The sequence below is a fragment of the Halorubrum sp. Atlit-28R genome, from assembly GCF_003665955.1.
In the GTDB taxonomy this organism is placed as follows: Archaea; Halobacteriota; Halobacteria; order Halobacteriales; family Haloferacaceae; genus Halorubrum; species Halorubrum tropicale.
The window spans coordinates 1-509 of record NZ_QPLS01000153.1 but is presented as its reverse complement, the minus strand read 5'-3'; the positions used below and the strand labels follow the sequence as shown (position 1 = coordinate 509).

The 509-nt window shown below is 47.7% G+C and carries 1 protein-coding gene; it reads left to right on the top strand.

The annotated features are described in order from the left end of the window. Positions 1-402: transposase (locus tag DVK06_RS19925; RefSeq protein ID WP_199718778.1), on the top strand; the 402-nt coding region annotated here is incomplete at its 5' end. Positions 403-509: the final 107 nt, after the last annotated feature.

The following is a 509-nucleotide window of genomic DNA, read 5'->3' as shown; positions in this document are numbered from 1 at the left end:
CTGGCCCATTACGATGGCGAAAGCCGGATCACGCTGCGTTTTCTTGATCACCGTACCGGGCAACATGAAAGTCTGAAGTTAAGTCAGCATGAGCTGATATTAAGGCTGATAAAACATATACCTGAGAAACACTTCCGCATGATCCGCTACTTCGGCTTTTTGGCTAACCGTGTGGTGAGCAAACAACTTCCTTTGGTAAAAAAGGCGTTGGGCCAGGACGAAGAGGTAAAAGTACCGGCGATCACCCACAGTTCGTTGAGTCAGAGATTACTGAGGACAGATCCTTACAGTTGCCTACTGTGTGGTGCCCGGATGGTATTCAGCCGTGCGCTTGGCGCAACTCGATTGGCAGTGCTGGTTTCGAATGCCGGAGAGATAGCACGAATGCGTTACGGTAGTTGATGCAGGAAAGATCCGCCTGCATTCAGTAAATCCGTACAAAAATCAACCTAACGTATTGAAAATCTATCACCTTCATGTCTCCCGCCGGAGAATTATAAGAATTTTAG